Here is a 23,804-nt window from a genome sequence, read left to right as displayed (position 1 = left end):
GTTCAAGCCTGCCTGGTCGAGGCCTTGACGAAATCGATAAATGCCCTGAGCGGCGCCGGCACCAGCCGGCGTCCAGGGTAGTAGAGGAACGGCCCAGAAAAGCGCTGCCACCATGGTTCGAGGATAGGCTCGAGAGCGCCGCTCTCGAAATGCGGGCGCAGCCAGTCCTCGAAAACGCAGATGATCCCCGTGCCCGAGATCGCTGCGTCGACGGTCAGATCGGTCGCCCCGCCCACCCTGACGATCAATGGTCCTGACGGTTCGACCCGCACCACCTCGCCGTCTCGCTCGAACTCCCATGGCGTCGTCAGCGCGCCGCTGGCAAAGCGGCCCAGCAGACAAGCATGGCCGAGCAGCTCGCTCGGATGCTGCGGCCGGCCATGGCGGTCAAGATAGACAGGGGAGGCGGCGGTGGCGAAGCGCTGCACACGCGGCCCGATCGGCACGGCAATCATATCCTGCTCCAGCCGCTCGTCGTAGCGGATGCCTGCATCGCACCCGGCAGCAAGCACGTCGACGAAACTCTCCTCGGTGATCACCTCGAGGCGAATGTCGGGATAGGCTTCGAGGAACGGCGGAACGATGACGGGCAGTACCAGCCGCGCCGCGCTGACCGGCACATTGAGCCGCAACGAGCCGGCCGGCCTGTCGCGAAATCCGTTGACCACATCAAGCGCAGACTCCACCTCGGTCAGCGCAGGGCCGAGCCGCTCCAGCAAGCCTTTGCCCGCTTCCGTCGGAACGACGCTGCGTGTCGTGCGGTTGAAGAGCCTGACGCCGAGCTCAGCCTCCAGGCGGCGAACCGCCTCGCTGAGAAAGGAGGCGCTGCTGCCGCTTGCGCGCGCGCCCTCGCGAAAGCCACCGGCCCGCGCCACCGCAAGGAAGGCATTCAGATCACCCAAATCGACTTTCACTGTTCGCCACTCCGCACAGCCTGTGCGGATTGTAGCGAATTATCAGGCACGCCGACAACGCCTATCTTGGCGTCATCTCTTGAAAGGAGTGAGGTCATGTCCATCATCGATCAATCCGGAACCTTCAAACCCGGCGACCGCAACGTGAAGCGGCTTGGCTACGGCGCCATGCAGCTTGCCGGGCCCGGCGTCTTTGGCCCGCCCAAAGATCATGGCGCGGCCTTGGCCGTATTGCGCGAGGCGGTTGCGAGCGGCGTAAATCACATCGACACCAGCGATTTCTATGGTCCGCACGTCACCAACCGGATCATCCGTGAAGCGCTCCATCCCTATCGTGACGATCTCGTCATCGTCACCAAGCTCGGCGCACGGCGCGGTGCGGACGGATCATGGAACCCTGCCTTCTCGCCGGAAGAACTGACGGCGGCGGTCCATGACAATCTTCGTAATTTAGGGCTTGAGGTGCTCGACGTCGTCAACCTCAGGATCATGTTCGACGTTCATGGCCCTGCCGAAGGCTCGATAGAAGCACCCCTGACGGTGCTTGCCGATCTCCAGCGGCAGGGATTGGTCCGTCACGTGGGCTTAAGCAACGCCACATCGAAGCAGATCGCCGAAGGGCGCGAGATCACCGAGATCGTCTGCGTGCAGAACCAGTATAATCTTGCGCATCGGGCCGACGATCGCCTGATCGACGAACTCGCCCGCGATGGCACCGCTTATGTGCCATTCTTCCCGCTCGGCGGCTTTACCCCGCTGCAATCGTCCACCCTGTCCGATGTCGCCGCGCGCCTTGATGCCACGCCCATGCAGGTGGCCCTTGCCTGGCTGCTACGCCGCGCGCCGAACATCCTGCTGATCCCCGGCACCTCATCCGTCGGCCATCTGAGGGAGAACCTCGCCGCTGCCGCACTCGTCCTGCCGGATGAGGCTATCGACGAACTCGACCAAATCGGCAATATCGCCGCCTGATCGCATTCAAAGGCCGCGGCCATCGCTACACGTGGTGTAGCGATGGCCGAAGCATCGGTGAAGCTGAAGCCCGCTCGTCATCTGCGACCGTGATGGCCGGTAGAGCTATGACTCAATATCGCTCCGGCACGTGCATTTCAGGCGGAACCGGCGCCCTGTTGTAGTCGGCGTGGCGGATACGGTCCGGCAGCTCGATATCCGGTTTCGGAACATCCTCGTAAGGGATCTGCTCGAGAAGATGGGCGATGCAGTTCAGCCGCGCCCGTTTCTTGTCCACCGCCTGCACGACCCACCAGGGTGCATCCTTGGTGTGCGTCCGCGCCAGCATTTCTTCCTTGGCCTTGGTATATTCCTCCCAATGGACACGGCTTTCCATATCCATCGGTGAAAGCTTCCACTGCTTCAGCGGATCATGGATGCGCATCTTGAAGCGGAATTCCTGCTCCTCATCGGTGATCGAAAACCAATATTTGATCAGCACGATTCCGGAACGGACCAGCATCCGCTCGAATTCAGGCACCGAGCGGAAAAACTCCTCGAGTTCATCAGGAGTGCAGAACCCCATCACCCGCTCGACGCCGGCGCGATTGTACCAGCTTCGGTCGAAGAGCACGATTTCGCCGGCTGTGGGAAGGTGCGGGACATAGCGCTGGAAATACCATTGATGGCGCTCCCGCTCGGTCGGGGCGGGCAGAGCGACGGTCCGGCAGACGCGCGGGTTGAGCCTCTGAGTGACGCGCTTGATCGCGCCGCCCTTGCCGGCCGAATCCCGGCCCTCGAAAAGCACGACGACCTTGAGCTTCTTGTGCTGGACCCAATCCTGCAGCCGCACCAGTTCGTGCTGCAGCCGGAAGAGCTCGCGGAAATAGATCTTTCGCTCGAGCGTCTGCTCTGCCGGTTCCGACATTCCCTCGGCGACCAGATCGTCCAGCCGGTCCTCCTCCATCTGCATTTCCAGCTCCTCATCGAAGCTGTCGGCGATTTCGGCCTTAATCCGGCTGAGCTGGTCCTGATGTGATTGCGACATGGGTTTTTCCTTCCTGCTTTTGTTGACAGGAGCATGCCAGTGCGAAGGTTATATGACGACCACTGATCGAAGCTGAAACGGTTACCCCCGTCTGTCGTTCCAAGCGCGCCTACAGCTGCCCCGCCCGATACCGATCGACAAGGTTTCGGCAGGCGCGGATCGTCAGGGCCATGACAGTCAGCGTCGTGCCGGCGATGCCGCTGCCGGGGAAGGCGCCGGCGTCGGTGACGATGAGGTTCGGGGCATCCCAGACCTGGTTGAAGGGGTTGAGCACCGACGCCTCCGGGCTTTCGCCCATGCGCGCACCGCCGGTTTCATGGATTGCCGCACCCATGCACATGGTCTTGCGGAACCATGTGCGGAACATGAAGCGGCTGAAGGCATCGGCGTCGGGAAAGGCGCCTTTGCCCATCTCCTTGAGGCCGGTGGGCGAGCCGATGAATTCGAGTTCGCCGCCGACCTCCCTGATCATGGCGATCAGTGTTTCCTCCTGCCGGCGAAGCAGCGCCTGCTCCTCCGCCTGCATAACGCAGCGGATATGCGGCACGGGAATGTTCCAGGCGTCCTTGCGCCTGCCATCGAGGGTGATGCGATTGTCGGCATAGGGCAGCATTCGGCCGAAGCCGAAGAAAGCGAGACGCGCATCGGCATTATCGGAGACCGGTGCGCGGCCGACGCTGCCCTGGTAGTCGAAATCGCCGCGGGCGGCATCGCTTTCGCCGAAGCGGGGGATGAAGATCCCGCCCGACGGATTGTAGAACGGGTCGATCGGAGCGGATTCATCGTGCGCCCAGCCCTTCGCCTTCGAAAAGGAACCGAAGGCGAGGCAGGGAAGCTGGTCCATGAAGTAGCGGCCGAGGACGCCCGAGCTGTTGCCGAGGCCGTCAGGATGTCTAGCCGAAGCAGAATTCAGCAGCAGCCGGACGCTCTCGATCGGCGAGGCGGAAAGAACCACCGTCGCGGCACGGGCCGTCGATATTTCTCCCGTATTGCGGTCGATGAATTCGGCGCCGGTGGCGCGGCCGGTTTTCCCATCGGTGGTGATGCGGCGAACCACGGCGTCGTAGCGGACCGTCAGCCGGCCGGTGGCCTTGGCGTCCCGGAGCGGCCGCGGCATGCGTTCGGCGTGCGGGGCGATGTAGCGCCAGGAGACGACGTGCCTCTGCGGCCAACGGCTTTCGACCGCCTGCTTGAAGACCTGCTCGGCGGGCGTCAGGCCAGCCGGTCTGGCATAGATGCCATCCGGCAGGCTCGGCACATCATCCTTGTTGCCGTAAAGCCCGAGATAGGTTTCCACTTCGTCGTAAAAAGGCGTCAGCTCGTCATAGGAGACCGGCCAGTCCACGCCCTTTCCCATGCGCGACCGGATCTTGAAATCGTCGTCGGTCCAGCGCAGCAGCACACGGCCGAAACTGTGCAGGCGCCCGCCGCCCTGGCGGCCACGGATCCACAGGAAGGGCTCGCCCTTCGGCGTCGTATAGGGGTTCTTGCGGTCGTTGACGAAGAAGTGGCTGAAGCGCTCGGTAAAAAAAGCCGCCCGCGCCTGGATCGGCTGGCCCTTGATGGTGGCGCGCGCGCGCTCCCAGATATTGATGCTGCTGGCGGGCGCCTTCTTGCGCGCGGGGTCGAAATCTTGAGGTCCGACGGTAGGACCGGCCTCCAGAAGCAGCACCGACAGTCCTTGCGCCGTCAGTTCTTTGACCGCGAAGGAACCCGCCGCGCCGGAGCCGATCACCAGCGCATCATAAACGATCTCAGACATGTCTTTCCAAATCCTGTCCTGGAGCAATTGCTCAAAACGGCGCGCAGCTCGGCGGCAATTGCGAGAAAACAAAGGGGCGGCGCATCAGAGCCGCGATCCGTCGGCGCCGAAGAGCGACGCCTTGGCGATATCGAGCCCGGGCGCCACGGCGTCGCCCGGCTGCAGGTCCACGTCGCCCATCAGCCTGAGCGAGAGGCTTTGATCGGCCCAGTCGAACCAGACGACGGCGTCCGAACCCATCGGCTCGACGACCGAAACGCGGCCGGGAATGGTGGGCAGGCGGCTTACCGCCCCGTCGAGCACGAGGTGCTCGGGACGAAAGCCGAGCGTTGCCGGTCCTTCCGCCGCTCCCGCACTAAAGGCATAGGCGGAGAGCTCGACGGCGAGCCCCTTGCTCCGGAAGACTGGCGAGGCGCCGCTGCGCTCGATCCGACCCTCGACGAAATTCATCGCCGGCGCACCGATGAAACCGGCGACGAAGAGATTGGCCGGGCGGCGGTAGATCTCGGCCGGCGAAGCAAGCTGCTGGATCAGACCGTCGCGCATAATGGCGATGCGATCGGCAAGCGTCAGCGCCTCGACCTGGTCATGGGTCACGTAGATCATGGTGTTGCCGAGGCGCTGATGCAGCTTCTTGATCTCGACGCGCAATTCGTTGCGCAGCTTGGCGTCGAGGTTCGACAGCGGTTCGTCGAAGAGGAAGACATCGACTTCCCGCACCAGCGCCCGGCCGATGGCGACGCGCTGGCGCTGGCCGCCGGAGAGCTCTGCAGGTCGCCTGTCGAGCAGCGTGTCGAGATGGAGGAGGGCGGCGGTGCGGGCGACACGCGCTTCGATCTCGGCTTTCGGCAGACCGGCGACACGAAGCCCGAATGAGAGGTTCTTGCGGACCGACATGCGTGGGTAAAGCGCATAGGACTGAAAGACCATGCCGATGCCGCGGTCCTTCGGTTCCTCCCAGCTGACGTTCTTGCCTGAGATCCACACCTCGCCCGATGAAATGTCCTGGAGGCCGGCAATGGCGCTCAGAAGCGTTGACTTGCCGCAGCCGGAAGGGCCGAGCAGCACCAGGAATTCCTGCGGGGTGATATCGATCGACAGCTTTTCGATCACCGTATGGTCGCCATAGGCGATCTTCAGGTCCTTGACGGAGACGGCAGACTGCATGGAAGCGTTACCCCTTGACTGCGCCGGCGGCGATGCCGCGCACGAACCAGCGGCCGGACAGGAAATAAATGGCGAGCGGAACGAGGGCGGTGAGGATCGTCGCCGCCATGTTCACGTTGTAGGTCCGCTCGCCCATCGTGGTGTTGACGATATTGTTGAGCTGCACGGTCATCGGCAGGTTGTCGCGCCCGGCAAAAACCAGACCGAGCAGGAAGTCGTTCCAGATGCCGGTGAACTGCAGCATGGAGACCACCACAACCATCGGCACGGCGATCGGCAGCATGATCTCGAAAAAGATGCGCCAGAAGCCGGCGCCGTCGACGCGCGCCGCCTTGCAGAGCTCCTCCGGCACGCTGACGAAATAGTTGCGGAACAGCAGCGTCACCAGCGGCAGGCCGAAGATGACATGCACGAGAATGATGCCGGCGAGCGAATTGTAGAGCTCGATATTCGCCATCACCCGGACCATGGGATAAAGGAAGATCTGATAGGGGATGAGACCGCCGGCCATCAGCAGGCCGAAGAGCAGATTTGCCCCGCGAGGGCGCCAGAGCGACAGCGCATAGCCGTTGACGGCGCCGATGAAGACCGAGAGCACGACCGCGGGAACGGTTATCGCCACCGAATTCCAGAAGCCGCTGCGAATGCCGACGCAGACGGTTCCCATGCAGGCGCCCGACCAGGCGGTCGCCCAGGCGGAGAAATCGAGCCTCGCCGGCAGGGCAAAGATCTGACCGAGCCGGATTTCGTCCATCGACTTCAGCGAGGTGACGACCATCGTATAGAGCGGCAGAAGAAAGAAAAGCGCGGCAACGACCAGGAAGGCATAGAGGCCGATGCGTCCGGCCGTCAGGCGCGCCGGTTTCGGGCCGTTCGGATGGGGACCGGTCATCACGCGGCTCCCTTCGCTCTGGCGCGCATATGCATCGCGTAGCGGAACGGAGCGACGGCGATGATGACGCCGAGGACAAGAACCGTGGCGCCGGCTGTGGCGAGGCCGAGGTTCTGGCGCCCGAACAGATTGTCCATGATGAATTTTGCCGGCACCTCCGTCGCATTGCCGGGACCGCCATTCGTCATGGCGACGACGATGTCGTAGGTCTTGATCACCCCCATGGCGAGCAGCATGCCGGCTGCCGCCAGCGCCGGCCCGAGCTGCGGCAGGATAATCGAGATGTAGATGCGCCAGACGGGAATGCCGTCGATGCGCGCCGCCTTCCAATGCTCGGCCTCGATGCCGCGCATGCCGGCAAGCGCGATGACCATCACCAGCCCCGCACCCTGCCAGACGCCGGCAAGCACCAGCGCATAGATCGCCATGTCGCGGTTGACCACCCAGTCGAGGACGAAGCTTTCCCAGCCGAGCGACCGCACACTCGCCTGGATGCCGAGCGTCGGATTGAGCATCCACTGCCAGATCAGCCCGGTCACCACGAAGGACATGGCGTAGGGATAGAGGAAGATGGTTCTGAAGGCGCTCTCGAAGCGGATCTTGCGATCCAGCGCCGCGGCCAGCAGAAAGCCGAGCAAAAGGCAGCCTGCGACGTAAAGCACGCCGAAGATTAACACGTTTTGCAGCGATGCGAGCCACTTGGCGGAAGAGAACAGCTTCGAATACTGGGCAAATCCGACATAGGTCGAGGATGGAAAAAGCGTCGAGTTGGTGAAGGACAGTCGGATCGACCAGGCCATGGTGCCAATGAAGACCGCGACCGCGGCGAACCAAGTCGGCAGCAGGGCGATGGTGGCGGCAAGATTGGGTTTGCGTTTGATGGGCATCGGCCAGCTCGTTGACGGAAAGCGGGGCACACCGCGCGAGGCAGCGGCGGCTGCCGCGGCGCCGGGATCAGGCCGACGCCGCAGGCACTATTCTATTCGAAGACGGCGAAGAAATTCTCAGCCGCAGAGGCCGTATCGTTCGAGCTACCGCTCCAATATTCGTCGACGAAATCGTCGAGCGCGCCGACCTGCTGGGGTGTCAGCACGATTGCCTGATCCGGGACGATCGCACCGGAAGCCATCAACTCGACACCCTTCTGGGCGCAGACATCAAGCTTCGACTTGTCGACATCGGTGCGCATCGGAACCGAGCCCTTCTTCAAAGCGAATTCGACCTGCACCGCGGGATCCATGACGACTTCGGCGAGAAGTTTCTGCGCCTTGTCGGTCGCGGCATTGCCGGTCTTCGGGAACCAGAGGGAGTCGGCGATATAGACCATGCCCTTGGACTCCGGCACGATCATGCAGCCATAATCCTTGCCCGGTTGCTTGCCGGCAACGGTGAATTCGCCCTTTGCCCAGTCGCCCATGAACTGCACGCCGGCCTTGGCGGTGATCAGCATCGCCGTTGCGTCGTTCCAATTGCGGCCGGCAGCGCCCGCATCGACATAGCCGCGCAGCTTGCCGAGGATTTCCAGGGTCTTCTTCACGCCGTCGATGGAAGCCTGGCTCTTGTCCTTGTCGACATAGATCTTCAGGAAGCCGTCGATCCCGACCTGCGAGAGCAGGATCATGTTGAAGACCTTGGTCTGCTGCCAGGGCTGGCCGCCCCAGGCAACGGGAACGATGCCGGCAGCCTTCAGCTTGTCGAAATCGGCGAAGAACTCGTCCCAGCTCTTGGGCTCCTCGGCGATGCCGGCCTTGGCGAAGGCTTCCTTGGAATAAAAGACCCAGCTTTCGCCATGGGCGCCGGTTGGCGAGAGATAGACCTTGCCGTCATAAGAGATGAGATCATGGATCGATTTCGGCAGGACGTCGGCCCATTTGCCGGCAGCGGCGACGTCGTCGATCGGATTGAACAGTCCCTGGCTGACGAAATCCGCAGCGGCGAGACCGATGACGCCCTGTTTCGCGCCGGGCGCGTCACCGGCGACGATACGGTTCTGGAAGGCGGCATCGGCGGCGCCGAAGCCGGCGATCGAAGAATCCTTCCAGACGCCGCCGCGCTTTTCGAATTCGGTCTTGACGACATTGAGGGCTGCCGCTTCGCCGCCCGACGTCCAGGACGACATGATCTCGATTGTCGGCTTGTCCTCAGCATGCGCCGAAGCGAAGAAACCGGCGAATGCCACACCGGCAAGAAAAAGCTTCATCATTGTCTTCATTGTTCCACCTCTTGAAATACCCTCTTTGCGGGGCGTTCGTTGTCTTGGAAATAGTCGTCAGCGATAGATCGGCAGGAGCGCCTGCCGGACGAGCGTGAGCCCGTTGGCGATGTCGCGGACGGGGTCCGGCGCGGCATCGAGTTCGAGAATTGCCCAGCCTTCATAGGCACGGTCGCGCAGCAGCCGGATCCAGGCCGGCCAGTCGACCCGACCGAGGCCGAAGCCGCAGAAATAGGGACGGTGGCGATCGTGGATATGTTTGTCGATCGCCGTATCGGCGGGCATGGGGCCGATCGCATCCTTCCAATGGGCGATGATCATCCGCTCGTGATGGCGATCGACGAGTTGGACGGGATCGGAGCCCGCAACGATGATATGGGCCGTGTCCGGGCACATATGCACATAGGCCGGGTCGGTCAGAAGCATCATCAGGTCGACGTCACGCGCGGCCGCAAAGATCGAATGCGCCTCGGTATGCAGCGCCAGCCGCACGCCCCTGGCGTAGAGGGTCGCGCCGAGCCGGTTCAGAAAATCGGCAATCACCTTGGCGCGGTCGAAATCATGAAACTGCACTGGCTGAGCGCCGAGCGTCTGGCGAAGCGGGGCGCCGATCACCATGATGTCGCTGCCGCAGGCTTTGAGGAAATCGGCATAGCGTTTCGCCTTGTCGATCAGCGCGCGCTGAGCCTCGGGGTCGGCAAAATCGCCCGCCGCCTCCAGCTCCGCGAAGAAGCCGCTGCAGAGCGTCAAGCCGCGTTTTGCCAGCTCGGCTGCGAAAGCGTCGACCGAACCATAGGTCTTGATCGCATCCTGCCAGTTGAAGGGAGAAAAAGTCAGCTCGACGCCGGTAACGCCGGAGGCCTGGACGCTGTCGAGGATCTTGTCCCAGAATGCCCGTGGTTCGGCGCGCGCATAGGCAACGATCGCATCATCGCTATCGACGCCCCAGAAGCCGGCATGAAAGAACGTCACGAGATCGACGCCGAAACGCAGCCTGTCGCCAGTAGCCATAATTTATCCACTTCTCGAGGCACGACCCATCGGCGTGCGGAACAGCAGTCCCACATCCAATAAGTCATGGATTTTCAACGCATTAAGAAATGGCAATCGTTTGCCATTTAGAGATGATAGCCAAGCTGGTTTTTTTGGCAAGCGATTTTTGGCAAACGTTTGCTATCAACCGCTGCCTGTCTTAAAGTTGCAAATCGAAGCATCCGAGGGAATGAAATAAACGTGAATAAAAACAAGGATGTGGTCGGCGAGGATCAATCGGGCGCGTTGATGGCCGATGTCGCGCGGCTCGCCGGCGTTGCGATCTCGACGGTCAGCCGTGCGCTCGCCAATCCCGGGCGGGTCAACGAAAAGACCCGCGCCAAGATCAACGCGGCGGCCAAGCAGCTCGGCTATACGCCGAATGCGATGGCGCGCGGCCTCAGGGTCGGCAAATCCAACATCATCATGATCATCCTACCGGGATCGCTCTATTACGGCGTCTCGCAGATCATTCCCCAGGTCCTGCAGAGCATCAACAAATCGCTGATCCAGGGCGGCTACAATCTGATGATCGCCAACCTCGATCGCGACGAGATTTCCGAGCGGCACATTCTCGACCTCGCCTTCGGCGGCAGCGTCCGCGGCGCCATCATTCTGTCGTCGAAGCTTCCGGAGGTCGACGGGCGCTCGCTGGCAAATTCCGGCCTGCCGATCGTTTCGATGCTGCTCGACATGAGCGATGCGGGCCTGCAGAGCGTCGTGACCAACGACCGCGAGGCTGTGCGCGACGTCACCGCCGAACTGATACGGCTAGGCCATCGGCGGTTCTTCTATCTTGCCGGACCTGAAGGCAATTATCACGACGTCGAGCGTTATGGCGGCGTGCTCGAGGCGCTTCAGGCAGCCGGCTTACCGAAGGAGTCCGTTCATCGCTCGGGCGGCCGTCTCGATTATCAGCACGGTTTCGATATCGGCGTACAGGCGGCAGATGATTTCGCGGAGTTGACCGAAAAGCCGACGGCGGTCATCGCCACCAGCGACGACATGGCCATTTCATTCGTCAGCCGCATCAAGCGCGCGGGCCTGAGCATTCCCGATGATCTATCCGTCGTCTCTTTCGACGGCTCCCCGGTCTGCGAATTCTCCGCGCCGCCGCTCTCGACGATCGAACAGCCGGTGGAAGAGATGGGCCGCGCCGCCGTGGAACTGCTGCTCGACGCCATTGGCCAGAGGCAAAACGTAGAAACGCTGCGGACTGTCGTCCGCAGCCAGCTTATCCTGCGGGAAAGCATCGCCCCTCCGAAGGATTGACATAAGGGTGTCCACATTGCTCAACCCTGCCAGGGATCGACAATGACGACGCCGGTGCCGTCGAAATCTCTCACGTTTCGCGTGACCACGGTAAGATTGTGAACGAGTGCGGTCGCAGCAATCAACGCATCGGCCTCGTTGCGCCGGTCGGGAATATGCAGATGCGCGCAACGCGTTGCAATGGCATCGTCGATCGGCAGGATCCGGCCGGCGAATTCCGGGCGCACATGGTCGTCCAGCCATGTACGCAGGCGTGAACCTTGGCGCGCATCTCGTCGCTGGATGGCAAGCACGCCGCGTTCCAATTCGAGAATGGTGATTGCAGAGAGATAAAAGTCTGAAGCGTTCGCCGTTTCGATCCACGCCACGACTTGAGGATCAGCCTTGCCATCACCGACCTTGCGCAGCTCCGAGATGACATTCGTATCCAGCAGATAGCTCAAGACAGGTCGACTCCGCGGGTTTTGATCTCGACCCGCGATGGCATGAAATCGATTTCCGACAGGCCCGGCATGGAAAGCCCATCGACCAGGCTTTGGCGGCTGCCGGAAAGGCGTTGAAATTCTTCATATGTCAGAAGGACATGGGAAGGCTTGCCGCGGTCAGTGATGATGACCGGCCCCTTTTTTGCAGCTTTTTTCGCACTGCTGACATCGTGATTGAGCTCGCGGCTGGAAAGCGTGGTAACGGTCATGACATGCCTCATGTAGGTATTTACCTACATATAACACTGCCGGCCGTCAGAACAAGCATTGTGTCGTCGTTGAATTCATTTGCAGACAGCGTCAGCCATATCTCTGACCAAGGAGGCCCTGCGGCATTGCCGACCTTGCCGTCACCTTGCGACTCCGGGAGTTCTTACGGCCGGGAGGGAGATTTTAGTTGTCAGTAATACAATCGTCCGGCAACATTACCGGCTAGCTTCTAGAATTGCATAGTATTGCCACCAGCACGTTGGGGAGACGGGCATGTGTGCAGAGCTTCTTGAACGTCGGCTGGCGGCTATCCTGGCTGCCGATGTGGTGGGCTACAGCCGTCTTCTGGAGGCAAACGAAGAGGAGACGCTCAACGCCCTTCGTCAACATCGCCGGGAGCTCTTCGATCCTGCCGTCACAACCCATGGCGGGCATATCATCAAGATAATGGGCGACGGCTTCCTGGTCGAGTTCGGCAGCGTGCTGAGCGCTGCACGTTGTGCGGTCGAAATCCAGCGCGGCATGCTGGAGCGCAACATCGGCATTCCTGCGGACAGGCATTTTGCGTTCCGAATAGGCTTGAATCTGGGCGACATCGTCTTCGACGAGGACGACTTTCATGGGGACGGCATCAATGTGGCGGTCCGGCTGCAAGCCCTTGCGGCGCCTGGGGGTATCGCCTGTTCGGCAGCCGTGCGCCACGAAGTCGCAAACAAGCTCGGTCTCGACTTCGCAGACCAGGGCGAAAAGACCGTCAAGAACATCTCCCGTCCGGTGCACGTCTATTTCGCCGATTGGGGCAATGTTGCCTCCGGTGAAGGCGTGCCGCTTGCCGCAAACGGCCACACGCAGGCACCCGTCAACAAGCCATCCGTAGCAATCCTGCCCTTTGCCAACATCAGCGACGATCCCGCCCAGGAATTTTTCAGCGATGGCATCACCGAGGACATCATCACTGATCTATCGAATGTTTCAGGCCTATTTGTCCTGAGCCGCAACACCGTCTTCACATGGAAAGGCCGGAGCGAGAACCTGCAGCGCATCGCCAGGGAGCTCGGCGTTGCCTACGTCGTGGAGGGAAGTGTCCGCAAAGCCGGCAACCATGTGAGGATCAATGCCGAATTGATCGACGCAGCTAGCGACGGTCACGTTTGGGCCGCGCGTTACGACCGCGACCTTACCGATATCTTCGAAGTGCAGGACGAGATCACGAAGGCAATTGTCGAGCAACTAAGGGTCAAGCTGCTCCCGGAGGAAAAGGAGGCAATCGAGCAAGCGCCGACAGAGAGTGTCGAAGCCTATACGCATTTCCTCAGAGGGCGGGAATACTACCATATTGCCTCGCGCTCGAACCATCTGATGGCCAGGCAAAGCTTCGCCCGAGCCATCGAATTGGATCCGAATTATGCCCGCGCCTATGCGGGAATCGCGGTTTGCGATGCGCGTCTGCGGTCCCAGTTCGGCACCGAGATTCCGGTAGAGGACATTCTCGCGAATACGACGATGGCGCTCGTTATCGATCCCAATCTGGCGGAAGCCCATGCGGCGAAAGGATTTGCGTTGGCGGTGGCCGGCAATCGCACCGAGGCAGTTTCTGCATTCGAGCAGGCTTTGTCCCTCGACGCCAATTGCCACGAGGCAAATCGGTACTATGCCGAATTCTGCGTCACCGAAGGTCAATTCGAACTCGCGGCTACGCACTTCCAGCGTGCGATGGAAATCAAGCCTGCCGATTATGGTGCGCCGATCATGCTTGTGAACGTCCTTCGTTCGCTCGGGCAAATAGACAAGGCCAGCAGCTATGCGCGGATCGCGTTGAAAAAGGCTGAGGAAGAACTGCGGCTACATCCGGAGAATGCCAATGTTGCCTGCCTGGGAGCGACGGCGCTGGCCTTTCTCGGTATCCGCGATCAGGCTCTGGAGTGGTTGGCCCGTTCTCTGGCGACGGATCCGGACGATATCAACATTCAGTACAATGCTGCTTGCACTTATGCACTGCTTGGCGAGATTGAGCGAGCGATAGACTTGCTCGAGGTCTGGATGCCTCAGGTCGGCATCGAGATGCGGCTGTGGTTCAAGAACGATTCCGACCTCGATCCGATCCGCAGTCACCCTCGCTATTCAGGCTTGGTTGAACTGTCAGAATAACGCCCAGTACATTTTGCAGGCTAGTTCTAATTCTATTTTACTACTTGCTAAAATTCTTGCGAGCGCCGATCGTCAACTTAAACTGGCAGCATAAAAGTCTTTTGAGGGGGGAGCGGATGGGCACCCGGTTCAGACTTTTTGTACAGCCTCCATTTGAAGACCCTCGGTCTAGTCCCGAGATCGTCGAAGTTTCGTCTCCGTTGGGTCGCGTGACAGCCGGCCCGGCCGATGATCGCATGTTCGTTGTGAAGCCGGTCGGCAAGACCGGTCCTTACGGCTTGAACCGCGGGCCGCTCGGTACGCCATACATGTATCTGCCGCCTTGGACCGGGAAAATCCTTGAGCCCGCCACCCCCGACGCGTGCGGCAATTTCGACTATCTCCGACCTTCGATGGCTGGCTTCGAAGCCGCGCATGTTTTTGGGTGCGTGCGGTTCACACTGGATGTGTGGGAGCGCTATCTCGGCCAACCGCTCACCTGGCATTTTCGTGATCATTATGACCGTCTGGAGATCTCGATACTGCGGCGCTGGGACAACGCACAGTATGGCTATGGTTTCCTCGAAGTCGGCAGCCAGTTCGAGAGCGACGGCCGCGTCCTTCCTTTCAGCCTGGATTTCGACGTCATCGCGCACGAGGTGGGGCACGCGATCATCTTCAGCGTTTTGGGCGTGCCGCACCCCGAAGCTGAGTATCCCGAATATCTTGGTTTTCAGGAGGCCTTCTCCGACTGCGTGTCGCTGATCGCGGCCATGCATTTTCCGTCGGTAATCGACAATGTTCTCGCGGAGACGCGCGGGAACCTCTACCGGGCAAACCGCCTGTCACGCTTTTCGGAATTTTCGCCGCATCGCCAGATACGGTCGGCAAACAACAAACGGACGATGGCCGAGTTTGCGCGTGGGTGGAAGGACGAGCACGAGCTTTCGCAGCCGCTGACCGGTGCGATATTCGACATCCTCGTCGACATCTTTCATGAGAGCTTAGTGGCGCGCGGCCTGATCTCCCATGCGGTTGAAGATCTGGCGGATGTTGCCGAGTTCGATCCAGCCGCCGAGGCGCCTGTGCAGCATGCTTTCGACTGTGCTTTCGCGCGGAATTCGGATGGGTTTGTCGAAGCATTGATCGACGCCCGCGATATCGTCGGGACGTATCTGGCGGAAACCTTGTGGGCTCTCGCTCCCGACTTTCTCGACTACGGCGACGTCGCGAGAACGATGCTTGCGATTGATCAGGACGAAAGTGGCGGTCAGTTCACACGGATCATCAGTAGGAACTTCAGGCGACGGGCGATTGGTGAAATGCACGCTGGCCCGCACCTCAAAGGCGGCGAGCATCACAGTCACGTCCACTCTGCGCGAACGTTGCTGCCGATAGATTATCTAGAGCTTCCGAAAATGACCTTTCGCGAGAAAGTTCTGTTGTCGAGATCAATGGGCAGTCAATAATCAGGGTAGATGGAGGGGGAAGTGGCAGACAATGAAACCTTATTAGGCGTATCAGCAGTATATCTGTTTGGGCGCCCACTTAGTGATCTAATTCTTAGGGGCAGCGTTTATGGGCCCTTGGGCATACCTAAAGTCGGAAAGAATAATTTTCTGAGGCGTCAACTTGGTGCGGACAATGCGGTTCTAGCGCGAATCTATGCATTCTCTTTCGAGGGCGCTTTCATGGAACTGGGTCGGCCAGCAATCTTCGTTGTCCATGGCGCCGGTGCGGATCCCGACGATCCCGCGCCAAGCGATCTCGGCTACGACAGATTGTCTCGATCCCCTGGTTCGAGTGCCCGAACGGGCCTCGGTTCCCAAATTGGAGCTCTCGCCAAGGATATGAGGGTTTGGACCTATGACAAGGGCGATCTCTCGATGAGGCTGGATGCCGAAACGGGAACCTTTGAGCAAATCCTGATCTCGGCCGAGGTTTCGGCTGATCCCAGAGGAATGGCGAGCGGCGGAATGTCCAGATCGGGCGGCGCCTTGTCCCGCTCCGGTGGCGTGATGTCAAGATCAGGCGGATTCATACCTCGCAGACCGGGCGACAATGATTGATCTACGCACAGGATGGACAGGGAGGCAAATATGTCCGATTGCAGACCGGAAGTTGAAATTGACAGTTTCGACACGAGGAAGGTGCTTGCTCCGTTACTTGTTGATACGCCTTTCAGACTAATAGGCCGTGGCTTTAGTAAAGAAACGATCGAGGTATACGTATCTACCGACGAACACGGCGGCGATGAGGTCTTCAAAATAGCTATCACTGACTCTTCTACGAGTACCGATGAGGTATTGTCGGTGGTAGCTAAGCCTCCCATTAGCGCTCCGACCGGAACAGACTTGTGGGTTGCCATAAGATTGAACGGCAAGTTTCAAGATGCTCAACCGGGATTCAAGGTCGTATAGCTTACGAGAGATTGATCAGTTGCGGGCTGATGGTCAACGACTTACCAATCACTCGACGGCGCTGCCACGGAAAGGCGGCGGCGACAAAATGTGAACCATCTCGGAGGGCGGTTTCCAAAACCGCTTTGCTCTGCCACGGTTTCTATTTCATCTCGACGGCTCCGGGTGCCATTAAGGGCATTCGGCGATATCTCCCCATAAGCGCGGTTTGCGCTCCATCAAAACTTCGTCTGACCCCATCAGCCCATACGTCGTGCTACGAAAATCACGACACCGGGCGACGTGAGACTTCAGGTCTGCGCGGTGGAATTTGAAATTCCGAGCACGCACATGGACCTCTCGAAGATCAAGACGCTGATCGACTTTGTCGGACGATCGAATATTACCGAGCTGACCGTGACCGAAAAGGACGTGACGGTTCGGATCTTTCGCACGTCGCCGGCAGAGGCCGACGTTGCCGAGTCCTCGCAAAAGCCCGAATCGGCGATAGACCTCGTCTCCGCTGCGCCTTCGAACGTCGAGAAAACCTCGCATGCGGTGAAGGCGCCCGTCTTCGGCGTGTTGCACCGGGCGCCGGCGCCCGGCGAGCCACCATTCGTCGCGATCGGTGATGCGGTGGAAGAGGGGCAGACGCTTTTCATCATCGAGGCGATGAAGGTCTTCAATACGATCGCCGCGCCGCGATCCGGCCGCATCACGCACGTGACCGATATCGACAATGGCGAGGTCGAGACCGGCGACCTGCTGGCGGAGATCGCCTGATGCCGAAAACCTCGGAACAATCCGCTGCCTCGGGACGCCGCTTCGATACGGTCCTCATCGCCAATCGCGGCGAGATCGCCGCCCGGGTTCAGCGTGCCTGCCGCGAACTCGGCCTGAAGACGGTCGCCATCTGCTCCGAGGCGGATAGGCAAGCGCCTTATATCAAGACCGCAGATCATTTTCTCTGCATCGGCCCGTCGGCTGCAGGCAGGAGCTATCTCAATCAGGATGCCATCCTTCTCGCCGCACGCCTGACCGGAGCGGGCGCCATCCATCCCGGTTACGGTTTTCTGTCTGAGAACGCCGCATTCGCCGACGCCATCGAAAAGGCCGGACTGACCTTCATCGGCCCGACGGCCGCATCGATCGCGACCATGGGCGACAAGATCGCGGCGAAGCGGGCGATGATGGCGGCCGGCGTTCCCTGCGTTCCCGGTCCCGATAGTGCGCTGCCCGACGAACCCGAAGCAATTGAGCGCATAGCGCTGGAGATCGGCTATCCCGTCATCGTCAAGGCGTCCGGCGGGGGCGGCGGGCGCGGCATGCGCGTCGTGCTGAAGGCCGATCAGCTGCATGAAGCGATCGCGCTGACCCGGGAAGAGGCGCGCAAGGCCTTCGGCTCGCCCGCCCTCTACATGGAGAAATTCCTGGAGCATCCGCGCCACATCGAGATCCAGGTTCTTTGCGACGACCACGGCAATGCCGTGTGGCTGGGACATCGGGATTGCTCGATGCAGCGCCGCCATCAGAAAGTGGTGGAGGAGGCGCCGGCGCCCGGGATCGCGCCTGAGATCATCCAGCCGGTCGGCATGGCCTGCGTCCAGGCCTGCCGCCAGATCGGCTACCGCGGCGTCGGCACTTTCGAATTCCTCTATGAGGACGGCGCTTTCTATTTCATCGAGATGAACACGCGGCTTCAGGTCGAGCATCCCGTCACCGAGCTGTCGAGCGGGGTCGATATCGTCCAGGCGCAGATAAAGGCGGCCCAGGGTGACGTTCTGGATCTCGCCCAGAGCGATATCACCTGCGAGGGCCACTCTTTCGAATGCCGCATCAACGCCGAGGATCCCGACACCTTCCTGCCGTCGGCCGGCGTCGTCACGCATCTCACTTTGCCGCAGGGGCCGGGCATCCGGGTCGATACGCATATTCATCCCGGCTACAGGGTCTCGCCCTATTACGACTCACTGATCGCTAAGCTGATCGTTCACGCACCGACGCGGGCGAAAGCGATGGCCAGAATGTGCGAAGCGCTTGCCGGCACCGAGATCGAAGGCATCGCCACCAATATCCCCTTCCTGCGCGCCCTGTTCCAGGACCACGCATTCGCCCGCGGTGAGACCGATATCCACTATCTCGAGCACTGGCTGAAGCTGCGGAGGACGGCGGCATGAGCGCCATCGACTTCGGCGATCCCGCAACCATTGCATTCCTCACCGACGCGCTGACGGCCGCCGGCGTGGAGGGCCTCGAAATCTCCCGGCCGGATGGGCAGATTCGCATCGTCATTTCGGGGGAGGGCGCCGCCCGCATCAGCGTGCCGGCAGCCACACCCCGCGCCTCGGACTCTGCAGCTGTCGTCGTCAAGGCGCCGCTGGCGGGGCATTTCTGCGCCGAACATCCGGGCACCGCCGTCGCGCCTCAAACTCTGCCGCGCTCCATATCCGATGCCGATGTCCTCGGCTTCATCAGGGTAGGGCATATGCTGCTTCCCCTTCGCGCCGGCCATTCCGGTGTCTTGACCAGGCTCCTCGCCGAGCCCGACACCCTGGTCGGCTTCGGTGACCCTCTGTTCGAAATCGAGCTGCCATCATGATCGCCACGACGAACAGACATGCCTCCCCACGCGAAATCATCCCGGCCACCCAAAGCCGGGCGCGGGTTTCCTCGATCGGGGCCAGATCCTTCCTGCTCGAGGCGCCGGGCGATTTCGATCTCATCGCGCAGCGGCGGATCTGGGCCCTGTCTCAGACGGTGAGACGCTGGGCGGACCTTGCCGAAAATATTCCCGGGATGACCAACCTGCTGGTAATCTTCAAGGAGACGCCCGAGGATCCCGATGCGGTGGTCGTCCGGCTGCTGGAGGCATGGGAGCATGCGCAGAGCATCGATCTCAACGGCAAGACCATCGAAATTCCCGTCCGTTACGGCGGCGAACATGCGACCGATCTTCCCGCCCTTTGCGATCTCTCGGGCTTAAGCGACCGCGAGGTCGTCCGCATCCATCATGAAGCGACCTACCGTGTCTTCGCCTTGGGCAGTGCTCCCGGTTTCGGCTATCTGCACGGCCTCGATCCACGCATCTACATGCCGCGAAAGACCGTGCCGTCGCTGAAGATGCCGAAGGGCTGCGTGACGATCGGCGGCATGCAGACCGGCGTCGCCATGCTGACCGGCCCCAATGGCTGGAACTCCATCGGCTTTGCGACACTCGAGATGTTCGACCCGACCGCCCAGAACCCCGCCGTGATGGCGCCTGGTGATACGGTGCGGTTCCTGCCGGCAAGGATCGAGCTATGATCGAGATCTTGGAAAGCGGCCTGTTCAACACCGTGCAGGATCTCGGACGCCCCGGCTATCGTGACATTGGCGTGTCGGCGAGCGGCGCGATGGATCCGCTGGCGGTCAGGATCGGCAATAGTCTCGTCGGCAATGACGAGAATGCGGCTGTGATCGAGGTGCAGACCTTCCCGTTCAGCCTGCGTTTCGAGCGGCGCACCGTCTTTGCCGTGACCGGCACCGACGGTCATCCTCACCTCGACGGATCGGAACTCATTCCTTGGTGCGCCTATATGGCGGAGCTCGGACAGGTTCTCGAACTGAAGCAGCCCCCGCGGCTGGCGCGCGCCTATATTTCGGTCGGCGGCGGGCTGGATATTCCAGTTGTCATGGGGTCGCGCAGCACGTCGCTGCGCGGCGGTTTCGGCGGCAATGCCGGCCGGCCGCTGGCGAAGGGCGATCGGATCGCGGTCGGCGAGGACTTGGAGATTGCCATGCTGCCGGCCACGGGCCTCGCCGTCATCGAGCCGGCGGTGGCACTGCGTGAGGTCTTCCCGGCGCCCGTCGATGGCGTGCTGCCGATCCGCGCTCTGCCTGCCGGCGAGCATGGTCTTTTCGCCGGAGACGGCGAAGCCTTCTGGAGCCAGATCTGGCGAATTTCCTCGCGCAGCGACCGCACGGGCTACCGCCTGTCCGGCGAGCCGATCACGCCGACCGCCACCATCGAGATGCGCTCTCATGGCGTCGTGCCCGGCGTGATCCAGGTTCCGCCCGGCGGCGAACCGATCGTGCAGATGAGCGATGCGAATACTGCCGGCGGCTATCCGAAGATCGCCGGCGTGATCGAATGCGACCTCTGGCGGCTCGGTCAGGCCCGCATCGGCGCCCGCCTGAAATTCGTCCGGTCGACGCATGCGGAAGCACGTGCGGTCGAACAGGCCGTCGCCCGTTACGTCGAGGATGTCAGGCTGACATCCGGGATGGTCAAGCGTGCCCTGAAGGCGATGGCCTAAGGGAGACGAAAGGAGGAACGGATGAAGATCGATCTGAATTCCGACATGGGCGAAGGATTTGGTCCCTATCGGCTGTGCGATGACGAAGCGATGATGAAGATCGTCTCCTCGGCCAATATCGCCTGCGGTTTCCACGGCGGCGACCCCGATACGATGGGGCGCATGGTGCGGCTGGCAAAGCAGAATGGCGTCGGCATCGGCGCCCATCCCGGCCTGCCTGACCGGCTGGGTTTCGGCCGGCGCGAAATACCCTTCCAGGCGGACGAGCTTCGCCAGCAGATGCTCTACCAACTCGGTGCGCTGATGGCGATCGCCGGAGCCGAGCAGGTGACCGTCTCCCATATCAGCTTCCATGCGGCCATGGGTAACATGGTCAACCGCGATCCGGTGCTTGCCGACCTGATGATGAATGCGATCGCCACCGTCGACGCCAATCTCGTCGTTTTCGTCACGTCAGGCAGCGAGATCGAGCAGGCGGCGAAACGCGCGCGCCTGAAAACGCTAGCGCTTTTCCTCGCGGATCGGGCCTATGACGCCGGCGGCAAGCTTGTCACGCGTAGGCTGCCCGGAGCCGTCATCAAGGACGAAGCCGCCGTACGCGCCCGTGTGCGGAAATTCCTCGTCGACGGCAGCGTCGAGTCGATCGACGGTGCGGTGATCGCCATGCCAGCACGCTCCATTCTCGTCCACAGCGACACACCGGGCGCCCTCGAGCTTGCCGGCATCGTGCGCGGCGAGATCGAAGCCACGGGCGCCACCCTCGCACCTGCCGCCGAACTCGGCGACTAACGCAATCCCGATCGCCTGCGGGCGGTCTCTCGTTTTCAATCCCTCATCGAAGGATCATGTCGATGTCCCTTATCGCCGACCGCCTGAAAAACGTCTCCATTTCAGCATCCGCCGCCATGACCCAGCGCGCCCGGGAATTGGCCGCCAAGGGGATCAAAGTCGTCAGCCTCTCCTCCGGCGAGCCGGATTTCCCCACCCCGGCGCATGCGATCGAGGCGGCCCATGCGGCTGCACTTGCAGGCGATACGAAATATCCGCCGATGGACGGCACGCCGGCGCTCAAATCCGCCATCATCAAAAAGTTCAAGCGCGACAACAATCTCGACTACGATGCCAGCCAGATCGTCGTCTCCGGCGGCGGCAAGCAGGTGATCTTCAATGCCATGCTGGCGACCTGCAATCCGGGCGACGAGGTCGTCATCCCGACGCCCTCCTGGGTCAGCTATGCCGACATCGTCAAATTCGCCGGCGGCGTGCCGGTCGCCGTCCCTTGCCACGAGCAGACCGGCTTCAAGCTGCGCCCGGAGGATCTGGAAGCGGCGATCACGCCGCGGACCAAATGGCTCTTCCTGAATTTCCCGAACAATCCCACCGGCGCTGCCTGCTCGCGGGCGGAGATGGCGGCTATCGCCGAGGTCATGCTGCGCCATCCCAACGTCTGGATCATGACCGACGATATCTACGAACATCTGGTCTATGACGACTTCCAGTTCTGCACGATTGCGGAAGCCGAGCCGAGACTATACGACCGCGTCCTGACGATGAACGGCGTCTCCAAGGCTTACGCCATGACCGGCTGGCGGCTCGGCTTCTGCGCCGGCCCGAAAGAGTTGATCTCGGCTATCAGCAACGTCAACGGCCAGAATGGCGGCGGCATTGCGACGCTGACACAGGCGGCAGCGACCGCGGCGCTGGACGGGCCCCAAGACCTGCTGAAGGAGCGGGCGGCGATCTACAAGACGCGACGCGACTTCGTCCTCGACAAATTATCCGAGGTGGAAGGGCTGCGCTGCCATCGGCCCGAAGGCGCCTTTTATATCTATCCCAACATATCGGGGCTGATCGGCAAGACCAGCAAGGGCGGGCGAAAGATCGAGACCGACGTCGATTTTGTCATGGGCCTGGTTGAGGAGCATCATGTCGCGACTGTGCAAGGCGCGGCTTACGGAATGAGCCCCTTCTTCCGCATTTCCTATGCGACAAGCATGGAAAAACTCGGCGAGGGCTGCGCGCGGATCGCCCAGTTCTGCACGGAGATGCGCTGACCGCTTTTAATCCTTGAGCCGCGCCGTCAATTCGAGAAGGATGTCGCGGACGGCGAGGGCCGGTTCCGACAGGGGGTTCTGGTCGGAAACGCAAAGCGACAGGGTTTCTTCGATCCGCGGCGAGACGAGCCGGCAGATCAGCGGCTCGCTCGATTCCGAGACGATGCGATCGGCAATCGCCTTCGGCATGATCGTCGCGCCGAGACCGCTGCCGACCGCGCGGGCGAGCGTGCGCACAATCTCGACCTCCGCCACGACCTTCAAATTGGTGCGCGTGCGGGTGAAGGCGGTGTCGACCGCACGGCGGACGAAATTATAGGCGGGCGGCAGGAGCAGCGGTATGCCGTCGAGAGTGTTGACCGCAACGGGTTTCGCACTGGCTTCGATGGCAAAGTCGCGGTGGGCGACCAGGAAAAACTCTTCGCTGAGGATCGGTTCGAAGCGCACGCCCTTGATCGGCCCGGTTCCATGCAGAAGCGCCATCTCCAGCCGGCCGTTCATGATCATCTGGCTGTAGGTCTGGCCGACGCTTTCAGTCAGGTGCAACAGGATGCCGGGATGCCGCTTCCGGGTTTCCGCCAGCAGATCGACGGAGAGCGTCGCCGCGCTGCTGAACGGCACCAGGCCGACCGAGACACGCCCGGCAAGCGAATTGCCGGCTGCCGATGCATCGGCTTGCGCCTGCTCCATCTGCCGGAGGATAATCTGCGCATGGCGATATACCGCGTGTCCGGCATCGGTCATGCTGACGCCCTGCTGGCTGCGGATCAGCAGCTTATGGCCGAAATGCTCCTCCAGCGCTGCAAGCTGCTGGCTGAGGGCCGGCTGGGCGATATGCAAAAGATCCGCCGCTCGCGTGATGCTGCCGCTGTCGACGATCACGATGAAAGATTTGAGGCGTCTGATGTCCATGGGGATCGGGGTACCATTCTGATCTGCGGATGGCATGTTTGCAGAGGCGCATTGCTTTTGCAACGCGAGGCG

General features: G+C 61.4%; 23 protein-coding genes. 12 read left to right on the top strand and 11 right to left on the bottom strand.

Translation table 11 applies throughout. The features are described 5' to 3' along the window. Positions 1–2: 2 nt before the first annotated feature. Positions 3–914, bottom strand: coding sequence for a LysR family transcriptional regulator (locus CO657_RS34675; protein WP_054183657.1), 912 nt, complete (start codon positions 912–914; stop codon positions 3–5). Between the two features lie 96 nt (positions 915–1,010). Here CO657_RS34675 and CO657_RS34670 point away from each other — a divergent pair, with 96 nt between their 5' ends. Continuing rightward, complete coding sequence (locus tag CO657_RS34670; RefSeq protein ID WP_054183656.1) at positions 1,011–1,886, top strand: aldo/keto reductase family oxidoreductase; 876 nt, start codon at positions 1,011–1,013, stop codon at positions 1,884–1,886. Between the two features lie 112 nt (positions 1,887–1,998). Here the strand turns inward: CO657_RS34670 and ppk2 are convergent, their stop codons facing one another. From ppk2 to CO657_RS34635, 7 genes are all read right to left on the bottom strand, one after another. Next, positions 1,999–2,913, bottom strand: a complete 915-nt coding sequence (gene ppk2 / locus CO657_RS34665; RefSeq protein ID WP_054183655.1) for a polyphosphate kinase 2 — start codon at positions 2,911–2,913, stop codon at positions 1,999–2,001. 109 nt (positions 2,914–3,022) lie between these two features. Next, entirely contained in the window at positions 3,023–4,675 is a 1,653-nt protein-coding gene (locus tag CO657_RS34660) for a GMC oxidoreductase (RefSeq protein ID WP_054183654.1), read from the bottom strand. A gap of 84 nt (positions 4,676–4,759) precedes the next feature. After that, entirely contained in the window at positions 4,760–5,842 is a 1,083-nt protein-coding gene (locus tag CO657_RS34655; protein ID WP_054183653.1) for an ABC transporter ATP-binding protein, read from the bottom strand. 7 nt (positions 5,843–5,849) lie between these two features. Continuing rightward, positions 5,850–6,734: a carbohydrate ABC transporter permease gene (locus tag CO657_RS34650; protein ID WP_054183652.1), complete on the bottom strand. Its 885-nt coding sequence runs from the start codon at positions 6,732–6,734 to the stop codon at positions 5,850–5,852. Beyond that, on the bottom strand, positions 6,734–7,621 hold the full coding sequence (locus tag CO657_RS34645) for a carbohydrate ABC transporter permease (RefSeq protein ID WP_054183651.1): 888 nt from the start codon (positions 7,619–7,621) through the stop codon (positions 6,734–6,736). The genes CO657_RS34650 and CO657_RS34645 overlap by 1 nt, the downstream gene beginning before the upstream one ends. Before the next feature lie 92 nt (positions 7,622–7,713). Then, positions 7,714–8,946, bottom strand: coding sequence for an ABC transporter substrate-binding protein (locus CO657_RS34640; protein ID WP_054183650.1), 1,233 nt, complete (start codon positions 8,944–8,946; stop codon positions 7,714–7,716). Between the two features lie 57 nt (positions 8,947–9,003). Next, positions 9,004–9,957 (bottom strand): sugar phosphate isomerase/epimerase family protein, encoded by a 954-nt coding sequence (locus CO657_RS34635; protein ID WP_054183649.1) that lies wholly within the window; start codon positions 9,955–9,957, stop codon positions 9,004–9,006. Positions 9,958–10,179: 222 nt separating this feature from the next. Here CO657_RS34635 and CO657_RS34630 point away from each other — a divergent pair, with 222 nt between their 5' ends. Continuing rightward, positions 10,180–11,250 (top strand): LacI family DNA-binding transcriptional regulator, encoded by a 1,071-nt coding sequence (locus tag CO657_RS34630; RefSeq protein WP_054183648.1) that lies wholly within the window; start codon positions 10,180–10,182, stop codon positions 11,248–11,250. 20 nt (positions 11,251–11,270) lie between these two features. Here the strand turns inward: CO657_RS34630 and CO657_RS34625 are convergent, their stop codons facing one another. Beyond that, positions 11,271–11,693, bottom strand: coding sequence for a type II toxin-antitoxin system VapC family toxin (locus tag CO657_RS34625; protein WP_054183647.1), 423 nt, complete (start codon positions 11,691–11,693; stop codon positions 11,271–11,273). Continuing rightward, on the bottom strand, positions 11,690–11,944 hold the full coding sequence (locus tag CO657_RS34620) for a type II toxin-antitoxin system Phd/YefM family antitoxin (protein ID WP_054183646.1): 255 nt from the start codon (positions 11,942–11,944) through the stop codon (positions 11,690–11,692). Before CO657_RS34620 ends, CO657_RS34625 begins: the two co-directional genes overlap by 4 nt. A 274-nt stretch (positions 11,945–12,218) precedes the next feature. Between CO657_RS34620 and CO657_RS34615 the strand changes: the two genes are divergently transcribed. The 10 genes from CO657_RS34615 to CO657_RS34570 all read left to right on the top strand — a co-directional run bounded on the left by CO657_RS34615 (position 12,219) and on the right by CO657_RS34570 (position 22,820). After that, the gene (locus CO657_RS34615) at positions 12,219–14,093 is read left to right on the top strand and encodes an adenylate/guanylate cyclase domain-containing protein (protein ID WP_054183645.1); all 1,875 of its coding nucleotides are present in this window, start codon (positions 12,219–12,221) and stop codon (positions 14,091–14,093) included. A gap of 116 nt (positions 14,094–14,209) precedes the next feature. Continuing rightward, a complete protein-coding gene (locus CO657_RS34610; RefSeq protein WP_054183644.1) occupies positions 14,210–15,541 on the top strand; it encodes a gluzincin family metallopeptidase in 1,332 nt (443 codons plus the stop codon). Positions 15,542–15,550: 9 nt separating this feature from the next. After that, positions 15,551–16,141 (top strand): hypothetical protein, encoded by a 591-nt coding sequence (locus CO657_RS34605; protein ID WP_082366294.1) that lies wholly within the window; start codon positions 15,551–15,553, stop codon positions 16,139–16,141. A 681-nt stretch (positions 16,142–16,822) separates the two neighbouring features. Then, positions 16,823–17,254 carry an acetyl-CoA carboxylase biotin carboxyl carrier protein gene (locus tag CO657_RS34600; RefSeq protein ID WP_054183642.1) on the top strand — a complete coding sequence of 144 codons (432 nt, stop codon included), beginning with the start codon at positions 16,823–16,825 and terminating at the stop codon, positions 17,252–17,254. Next, complete coding sequence (accC, locus tag CO657_RS34595; protein WP_054183641.1) at positions 17,254–18,648, top strand: acetyl-CoA carboxylase biotin carboxylase subunit; 1,395 nt, start codon at positions 17,254–17,256, stop codon at positions 18,646–18,648. The genes CO657_RS34600 and accC overlap by 1 nt, the downstream gene beginning before the upstream one ends. Continuing rightward, complete coding sequence (locus CO657_RS34590) at positions 18,645–19,070, top strand: acetyl-CoA carboxylase biotin carboxyl carrier protein (RefSeq protein WP_054183640.1); 426 nt, start codon at positions 18,645–18,647, stop codon at positions 19,068–19,070. Before accC ends, CO657_RS34590 begins: the two co-directional genes overlap by 4 nt. Further along, on the top strand, positions 19,067–19,774 hold the full coding sequence (gene pxpB / locus CO657_RS34585) for a 5-oxoprolinase subunit PxpB (protein WP_054183639.1): 708 nt from the start codon (positions 19,067–19,069) through the stop codon (positions 19,772–19,774). The genes CO657_RS34590 and pxpB overlap by 4 nt, the downstream gene beginning before the upstream one ends. Continuing rightward, on the top strand, positions 19,771–20,766 hold the full coding sequence (locus CO657_RS34580; RefSeq protein WP_054183638.1) for a 5-oxoprolinase subunit C family protein: 996 nt from the start codon (positions 19,771–19,773) through the stop codon (positions 20,764–20,766). The genes pxpB and CO657_RS34580 overlap by 4 nt, the downstream gene beginning before the upstream one ends. Positions 20,767–20,787: 21 nt before the next feature. After that, complete coding sequence (locus CO657_RS34575) at positions 20,788–21,555, top strand: 5-oxoprolinase subunit PxpA (protein WP_054183637.1); 768 nt, start codon at positions 20,788–20,790, stop codon at positions 21,553–21,555. A gap of 62 nt (positions 21,556–21,617) precedes the next feature. Further along, on the top strand, positions 21,618–22,820 hold the full coding sequence (locus tag CO657_RS34570) for a pyridoxal phosphate-dependent aminotransferase (protein WP_054183682.1): 1,203 nt from the start codon (positions 21,618–21,620) through the stop codon (positions 22,818–22,820). A 6-nt stretch (positions 22,821–22,826) separates the two neighbouring features. Here CO657_RS34570 and nac read toward each other — a convergent pair whose 3' ends face one another. Continuing rightward, on the bottom strand, positions 22,827–23,732 hold the full coding sequence (nac, locus tag CO657_RS34565) for a nitrogen assimilation transcriptional regulator NAC (RefSeq protein ID WP_054183681.1): 906 nt from the start codon (positions 23,730–23,732) through the stop codon (positions 22,827–22,829). Between the last annotated feature and the right edge of the window lie 72 nt (positions 23,733–23,804).

This window comes from Rhizobium acidisoli, assembly GCF_002531755.2.
GTDB lineage: Bacteria > Pseudomonadota > Alphaproteobacteria > Rhizobiales > Rhizobiaceae > Rhizobium > Rhizobium acidisoli.
This window is presented reverse-complemented; position numbering and strand designations above follow the sequence as displayed.

Bases quoted from the DNA above. Each gene is read 5' to 3' on its own strand.
- CO657_RS34600 (WP_054183642.1), top strand. From the start codon at position 16,823: ATGGACCTCTCGAAGATCAAGACGCTGATCGACTTTGTCGGACGATCG.
- CO657_RS34650 (WP_054183652.1), bottom strand. From the start codon at position 6,734: ATGACCGGTCCCCATCCGAACGGCCCGAAACCGGCGCGCCTGACGGCC.
- ppk2 (WP_054183655.1), bottom strand. From the start codon at position 2,913: ATGTCGCAATCACATCAGGACCAGCTCAGCCGGATTAAGGCCGAAATC.
- CO657_RS34605 (WP_082366294.1), top strand. From the start codon at position 15,551: ATGGAGGGGGAAGTGGCAGACAATGAAACCTTATTAGGCGTATCAGCA.
- CO657_RS34610 (WP_054183644.1), top strand. From the start codon at position 14,210: ATGGGCACCCGGTTCAGACTTTTTGTACAGCCTCCATTTGAAGACCCT.
- CO657_RS34670 (WP_054183656.1), top strand. From the start codon at position 1,011: ATGTCCATCATCGATCAATCCGGAACCTTCAAACCCGGCGACCGCAAC.
- CO657_RS34645 (WP_054183651.1), bottom strand. From the start codon at position 7,621: ATGCCCATCAAACGCAAACCCAATCTTGCCGCCACCATCGCCCTGCTG.
- accC (WP_054183641.1), top strand. From the start codon at position 17,254: ATGCCGAAAACCTCGGAACAATCCGCTGCCTCGGGACGCCGCTTCGAT.
- CO657_RS34580 (WP_054183638.1), top strand. From the start codon at position 19,771: ATGATCGAGATCTTGGAAAGCGGCCTGTTCAACACCGTGCAGGATCTC.
- CO657_RS34590 (WP_054183640.1), top strand. From the start codon at position 18,645: ATGAGCGCCATCGACTTCGGCGATCCCGCAACCATTGCATTCCTCACC.
- nac (WP_054183681.1), bottom strand. From the start codon at position 23,732: ATGGACATCAGACGCCTCAAATCTTTCATCGTGATCGTCGACAGCGGC.
- CO657_RS34615 (WP_054183645.1), top strand. From the start codon at position 12,219: ATGTGTGCAGAGCTTCTTGAACGTCGGCTGGCGGCTATCCTGGCTGCC.
- pxpB (WP_054183639.1), top strand. From the start codon at position 19,067: ATGATCGCCACGACGAACAGACATGCCTCCCCACGCGAAATCATCCCG.
- CO657_RS34655 (WP_054183653.1), bottom strand. From the start codon at position 5,842: ATGCAGTCTGCCGTCTCCGTCAAGGACCTGAAGATCGCCTATGGCGAC.
- CO657_RS34575 (WP_054183637.1), top strand. From the start codon at position 20,788: ATGAAGATCGATCTGAATTCCGACATGGGCGAAGGATTTGGTCCCTAT.
- CO657_RS34640 (WP_054183650.1), bottom strand. From the start codon at position 8,946: ATGAAGACAATGATGAAGCTTTTTCTTGCCGGTGTGGCATTCGCCGGT.
- CO657_RS34660 (WP_054183654.1), bottom strand. From the start codon at position 4,675: ATGTCTGAGATCGTTTATGATGCGCTGGTGATCGGCTCCGGCGCGGCG.
- CO657_RS34635 (WP_054183649.1), bottom strand. From the start codon at position 9,957: ATGGCTACTGGCGACAGGCTGCGTTTCGGCGTCGATCTCGTGACGTTC.
- CO657_RS34620 (WP_054183646.1), bottom strand. From the start codon at position 11,944: ATGACCGTTACCACGCTTTCCAGCCGCGAGCTCAATCACGATGTCAGC.
- CO657_RS34570 (WP_054183682.1), top strand. From the start codon at position 21,618: ATGTCCCTTATCGCCGACCGCCTGAAAAACGTCTCCATTTCAGCATCC.